Raw genomic sequence first — 6,214 nt, forward strand, 5'->3', positions numbered from 1 at the left:
GAACCATTGAAATTAAATTTGCTCACATACGCACGGCTGTTGATTTGCTTGCCGCCCATTTCAATCAATTCATTTCCTCCGGTAATGGCTTCCCAAACAGAGTGTTCCGGGTTTAAATCGTCATGCTCCTGATCTACATAAGCTGTTTCTACTGTTGGGCCTACTTCAAAGGTTCCAGCATCCGGCTGTAACTGACCCGTAATCATTTTAAACAAAGTGGTTTTACCCGCACCATTGGGCCCTATAATTCCTACAATACCAGCTTTAGGTAATGAGAAATCCAAATTTTCATACAAAAGCTTATCACCAAAGCCTTTAGCCACACCATGCGCTTCTATTACTTTATCACCCAAACGTGGCCCAGGAGGAATAAATAGCTCCAGCTTTTCTTCGCGTTCTTTGGTTTCCTGACTTAATAACTTATCATACGCACTCAAACGCGCTTTTGCTTTGGCATGCCTGCCTTTCGGTGACATTCGTGCCCATTCCAGCTCACGGGCAAGCGTCTTTTGTCTTTTGGATTCTGTTTTCTCTTCCTGAGATAATCGTTTTTGTTTTTGATCTAACCACGATGAGTAATTTCCCTTCCATGGAATACCTTCGCCTCTGTCCAGCTCCAAGATCCAACCGGCAACATTATCTAAGAAGTAACGGTCGTGTGTTACTGCAATAACAGTTCCTGCATATTGTCTTAGGTGTTGCTCCAGCCAGTGTACTGATTCTGCATCAAGATGGTTAGTTGGTTCATCAAGTAAGAGAACATCAGGTTCTTGAAGTAATAATCGGCACAAAGCCACTCTTCTTTTTTCACCACCGGAAAGATGTTCAATTTTAGCATCCCCCGGAGGTGTTCTTAACGCATCCATCGCTCTTTCCAATTTACTATCGAGTTCCCAGGCATTTAGCTGGTCTAGCTTTTCTTGAACCTCGCCCTGTCGTTCAATAAGCTTTTCCATTTTATCAGGGTTCTCCAGAATATCGGGGTCAGCGAATTTCTCATTGATTTCTTCGAACTCCTTCAATAGAGCCACTGTTTTTGCAGCACCTTCTTCTACCACATCTTTAACAGTTTTAGATTTATCTAGTTGTGGCTCTTGCTCCAATAAGCCTACGGTAAATGAACCATCAAAAACTACCTCGCCCTGATAATCTTTATCAATACCTGCAATGATTCTAAGTAGGGATGATTTTCCTGAGCCGTTCAAACCTAGCACGCCAATTTTGGCGCCATAGAAAAATGAGAGATAAATGTTCTTAAGTACTTGTTTATTAGGCGGATAGACCTTGTTTACTCCCGCCATTGAAAAAATTATTTTTTCGTCACTCATGGGTTTATTTCTTTAATATGTTTTATCAGACTGAGCTAGCCTGCCCGATAGAGGCGGGTCGAAGTCTGCTACTCACGTTTCGCCAAGCTGATCGTGATATAGAGTATTGGAACAAATTTATCGTTTTGAATAACAATGCATGAATTATGTGGTGAATATATTTGATAAGAAAAAAAACTAATTATATTAAACTTTTAGAAATGGTCGTGCGTTGGTCAGAAAAATAAGCGAAAGCGTGACGATTGAAATAAATTGATATAAAGTTTGAATTGTCCTTTAAAATTTTACTTTTGCAAAAAATTTTAAAGGCTTTAATCAGGAGGATTAAACTATGTATTGGACACTAGAATTAGCATCGTACCTTGAAGATGCACCATGGCCGGCAACAAAAGATGAATTGATAGACTACTCAATTCGTACCGGAGCTCCTTTGGAGGTTGTTGAAAACCTGCAAGAATTAGAAGACGATGGGCAACCATTTGAAAATATTGAGGAAATCTGGCCGGATTATCCAACAAAAGAGGACTTCTTCTTCAACGAAGATGAATACTAAATGAAACTAAAGAGGCTGTCTGTGCGGACAGCTTTTTTTATGATTGATTGTTGATTAAGGCTTCGGCAATAATCAAATCTTCTGGTGTGGTAATCTTTATATTGGAATAGCTACCTTCAAAAAGCGAAATTTTATGGCCACTTCGCTCGGCTACACTTGCATCATCCGTTAAACTTGGTTCTTCCTTAATTTCATAAGCCTTTTTAATTAAAGCCAAATCAAATGTTTGTGGAGTTTGAATCATCCGAAAGTCAGAACGATCAACCGCCTTTGTTGTATCCTGATCTGTTATTCGAATTGATTCTTTTAGCCTTACTGCAGCCACTGCGCTTTTATGAACGGCCGCCAACCGATAAGATGCCCCAATGATGTCTTTACCAACCAATGGCCTCACTCCATCGTGTATCGCAACCATGCCTTTTTGATCAGAAATAACATTCAAACCATTTTTTACCGACTGAAATCTGGTATCGCCACCTGTGGTTACTTTCACTTCGGTGGTATAATTGAACTTTCTGCACAATTCTTCCCAAATGGCTATTTCATCTTTCGGGAGAACAAGAATAATCTCCACATCATTGGAATAGGATTTGAATGCGTTGATAGTATGCATTAGAATAGGAAGCCCATTAAGCTCAATGAATTGCTTAGAAATGGTTTGCTTCATTCGGGTTCCTTTGCCACCCGCTACTATAATCGCGTATTCTTTCATTTATGCACAAAAAAAAGTCATCCTAAGTTAAACGAAGGAACCTACTAAATTAATTTGGTAACATAAACTTAGTAAGATTCTTCCTTTGTCAGAATGACTTCTCTATTGCTATGCTCATATAATCAACATGGCGTCACCATATGTAAGGAATCTGTATTTTTCCTTCTTGGCAACTTCATACGCTTCTCTTATTAATTCATAACCTCCAAATGCACTAGCCATCATTAATAATGTTGACTCAGGCATGTGGAAGTTTGTAATCATGGCACTACAAATCTTGAACTCGTATGGAGGGAAGATAAACTTATCTGTCCAGCCTTCTTTTGGTTTTAATCGGTCGCTTGCTGATACTGCTGATTCTAAAGAGCGCATTACGGTGGTACCAATAGCACAAACCTTTTTCTTCTTGTTAATTGCATTGTTTACAATATCAACCGTAGGTTGCGCTACACGAAAGTTCTCAGAGTCCATTTTGTGCTTGGTCAAATCCTCTACGTCCACCGGTCTGAATGTGCCCAGACCAATATGAAGTGTAATGCTGGCCATATCCACTCCCAAAATTTCTAATCTCTTTAATAACTGAGGAGTAAAGTGCAAACCTGCTGTAGGTGCCGCAACAGCACCTTTATGTTTTGCATATATCGTCTGAAAACGCTCTTTGTCGGAGTCTTCTGCTTCTCGTTTGATGTATTTTGGCAGCGGTGTTTCGCCTAAATCTTCAATGGTTTTATAAAACTCTTCGTCTGTACCATCGAATAGAAATCGGATAGTTCTTCCTCTGGAGGTTGTATTGTCGATTACTTCTGCTACCAAATCCCCTTCACCAAAGTAAAGTTTGTTGCCAACACGAATTTTTCTTGCCGGATCAACTAATACATCCCAGAGATGCATTTCCTGGTTAAGTTCTCTTAAAAGGAAGACCTCAATTTTGGCCCCCGTTTTTTCTTTGTTACCATACAATCTTGCAGGGAATACCATGGTATCATTATTTACCATAACATCACCTTCTTCAAAGTAGTTGATAACGTCTTTAAAAACCTTGTGTTCTATCTTGCCCGACTTGCGGTCGATCACCATCAAGCGAGATTCATCTCTGTTTTCTGCCGGATATAATGCTATTAAGCCAGTGGGTAGGTCGAACTTGAATTCTGATAATTTCATATTTAATATTACGGTATTAAATTAATTTGGAGTCAATCTCTAAAAATAGGACGCAAAGATAATTATATCCACGACATTTGAGAGATTATTCCTAAATACTTTTAAAAACTCATAGCTACCAATTTGCAAGTATTCCGATTGATATTAGAAAGTTTTCGATTTGCATGGAATGCATTGAAAATGAATTTATTACGTACCACACTATCCCTGTTGGGAGTAACTGTAGGTATTTTCGCTATAATTTCGGTTTTCACTATTGTAGATTCTTTGGAAAAGAATGTAAAGCAAAGTTTTGATTTTTTAGGCTCTGGCGTAATTTATGTTAATAAGTGGCCATTTACTGCAGATTCCAATGGTGAGTATCGCTGGTGGGATTTTTGGAAAAGGCCAAATCCCAGTTATCGGGAGTTTAAATTTCTTGAAGCAAACCTGGAAAAACGATCATCGATAGCTATCTCAGCTGATAAAGGGAATGTGGTTGTAAAAAGAGGCAGTAGTAGTTATAATGAGACAGAATTAACCGGGGGCAGTTACGGCTACAAAGATATTGCCGAATTGGATATTGTAAAAGGCCGTTATTTTAGTCAGAATGAGATTGCAGCCGGAAGAAATGTTGCCATTATTGGAGATGATATTGTGGATGCCCTTTTTCCGAATAATGAGAATCCAATAGGGAAAGAAATAAAGATCAACAATAAAAAGCATTATGTTATAGGCACATTAAAACGTGAAGGTGAAAGCTTTCTAGGCTTTGAGAGCAAAGACAGTTACTGTCTGATACCTTACGATGCTTTTAGAACGATGTACACAACAGGAACAGGAAATTATAATGAACTCGGCAGCAGGATTGCTGTGAAGGGTCTGGATTCCGACATTGGATTAGTTGAGTTAGAGGGTGAGTTAACAGGAATGCTTAGGACGAGAAGAGGGCTGCGACCGAAAGAAGATGATAACTTTGCACTTAACAGGCCCGAAGCTATTGCCAATGTGATAGGAAGTGTTTTTGATGTTTTTGGCATAGCGGGCTGGATAATCGGGGGCTTTTCAATACTTGTGGGTGGGTTTGGAATTGCGAATATTATGTTCGTTTCAGTGAAAGAACGTACCCACATCATTGGTATCCAAAAATCAATGGGGGCGAAGAACTACTTCATACTCTTTCAGTTTTTATTCGAAGCAGTATTTTTAAGTGTAATTGGTGGCTTAGGGGGGCTACTCTTGGTTTTATTAATCACATTCATACCTATGGGATCCTTAGAAGTGACTCTTACCGTTAAAAATATTGTACTTGGCTTAGGAGTGTCTGCTATAATTGGTACTGTCTCAGGTATTGTACCAGCAGCATTGGCTGCCAGGTTAGATCCTGTGATTGCGATTAGAAGTTAACAACTTGTTTGTTTTAACTGAATTGCCAACCCAAAACGTGCGGTCCAGCCGCACCAAAGCATTTAAGGACTTCGCATGGTGAAGTTCAAATGCGCTCTTATGCTATGTTGTGGGTAGTTTTTTACTCCTCAAGTCTACTATTTAAGTCCATTCTTCCATGTAGAATTCTTATGATTTCGATGGTGTGAGAGGTTAGCTGTCTGTAGAATATTAAGTGTTTGTTTGCTATAATTCCTAGGAGTCCGTCCTTAACTTGAGGGTATTTTCTCCCTATACTTGGTTTCTTTGCTGCATCATTACACCTTGAAAGTAGCATTTTGTAATATTCGTCAGCTTGATCCTCTGACCAAGTTTCATAAGTGTAATTCCAAATTCTATTCAGGTCTTGGACAGCTTTCTTGGTTAATTGATATTTAACCATTCGCTTTTTTACTTGCCTTTAATTCTTGCAAATTCTTTATTGGGTCAAATTCGTGAGCGATTCCACTATCAAGTCCTTCCTGGATAGCTTTTTTTAAAGCAATAGTTTTATTCTCCTCAGATTCAAGAAGTCTAAGTCCAGCCCTAATAACTTCACTTACATTTTTATAGCGACCTTCTGAAACTTGTCCATGTACAAATTGGTCGAAATAATTGCCGAGTGAAACAGATGTATTTTTGCTCATAAGTATTGTGTTTATACAAAAATACCAAAAATTGGTAACTCCTACAAATTACCCACAACGGTTTGGCTATGGTGCGTATCCCGAAGGGTATGCACTATAGCGCTTGTGTGTGCCCAGCATGGGCATCTGGTATCTAAGATACCAAATTATTCCAGAGGGTGTAAGTCCCTAGTGTGCGGGAGTCGTGTCCCGAAACACTAGCAAGTCGCATGGTGGTTTACCGTGAGGTTTACACTGAAGGAAGTGAGTGTTGACGCATCGGTACAGCATCGTTCCGAACTGCAAACCCCGGTTCCAACGAACAGGAACTGGATACAGAGGCTGTACAAGTCGGATGAGGTAGCACATCACACTGACGTCCTAAGTGGTAGGAAACTATCAACTACCTGTGCAGTAGATCCAGTGGATA

Annotated in this window: 7 protein-coding genes; 2 read left to right on the plus strand and 5 right to left on the minus strand. The window is 39.5% G+C overall.

What is annotated here, in order from left to right:
- Nucleotides 1-1,328: energy-dependent translational throttle protein EttA (gene ettA / locus RLO81_RS19555; protein WP_350115864.1), on the minus strand; the 1,328-nt coding region annotated here is incomplete at its 3' end.
- A 331-nt stretch (nt 1,329-1,659) separates the two neighbouring features.
- On the opposite strand from ettA, the gene RLO81_RS19560 reads away from it, so the two are divergent.
- Nucleotides 1,660-1,881, plus strand: a complete 222-nt coding sequence (locus tag RLO81_RS19560) for a DUF2795 domain-containing protein (RefSeq protein WP_205721717.1) — start codon at nt 1,660-1,662, stop codon at nt 1,879-1,881.
- A gap of 37 nt (nt 1,882-1,918) precedes the next feature.
- Here RLO81_RS19560 and RLO81_RS19565 read toward each other — a convergent pair whose 3' ends face one another.
- Both RLO81_RS19565 and queA read right to left on the minus strand, forming a co-directional pair.
- Complete coding sequence (locus tag RLO81_RS19565; RefSeq protein ID WP_350115867.1) at nt 1,919-2,593, minus strand: 2-C-methyl-D-erythritol 4-phosphate cytidylyltransferase; 675 nt, start codon at nt 2,591-2,593, stop codon at nt 1,919-1,921.
- A 114-nt stretch (nt 2,594-2,707) separates the two neighbouring features.
- Nucleotides 2,708-3,754 carry a tRNA preQ1(34) S-adenosylmethionine ribosyltransferase-isomerase QueA gene (gene queA, locus RLO81_RS19570; protein WP_350115870.1) on the minus strand — a complete coding sequence of 349 codons (1,047 nt, stop codon included), beginning with the start codon at nt 3,752-3,754 and terminating at the stop codon, nt 2,708-2,710.
- 123 nt (nt 3,755-3,877) lie between these two features.
- On the opposite strand from queA, the gene RLO81_RS19575 reads away from it, so the two are divergent.
- Nucleotides 3,878-5,140, plus strand: a complete 1,263-nt coding sequence (locus RLO81_RS19575) for an ABC transporter permease (RefSeq protein WP_502880477.1) — start codon at nt 3,878-3,880, stop codon at nt 5,138-5,140.
- Nucleotides 5,141-5,261: 121 nt separating this feature from the next.
- On the opposite strand, the gene RLO81_RS19580 is transcribed toward RLO81_RS19575, so the two are convergent.
- Nucleotides 5,262-5,561: a type II toxin-antitoxin system RelE/ParE family toxin gene (locus RLO81_RS19580; RefSeq protein ID WP_350115876.1), complete on the minus strand. Its 300-nt coding sequence runs from the start codon at nt 5,559-5,561 to the stop codon at nt 5,262-5,264.
- On the minus strand, nt 5,554-5,805 hold the full coding sequence (locus RLO81_RS19585; RefSeq protein WP_350115879.1) for a type II toxin-antitoxin system ParD family antitoxin: 252 nt from the start codon (nt 5,803-5,805) through the stop codon (nt 5,554-5,556). The genes RLO81_RS19580 and RLO81_RS19585 overlap by 8 nt, the downstream gene beginning before the upstream one ends.
- Between the last annotated feature and the right edge of the window lie 409 nt (nt 5,806-6,214).

It is taken from the genome of Fulvivirga sp. (assembly GCF_040220315.1).
Taxonomy (GTDB): Bacteria; Bacteroidota; Bacteroidia; order Cytophagales; family Cyclobacteriaceae; genus Fulvivirga.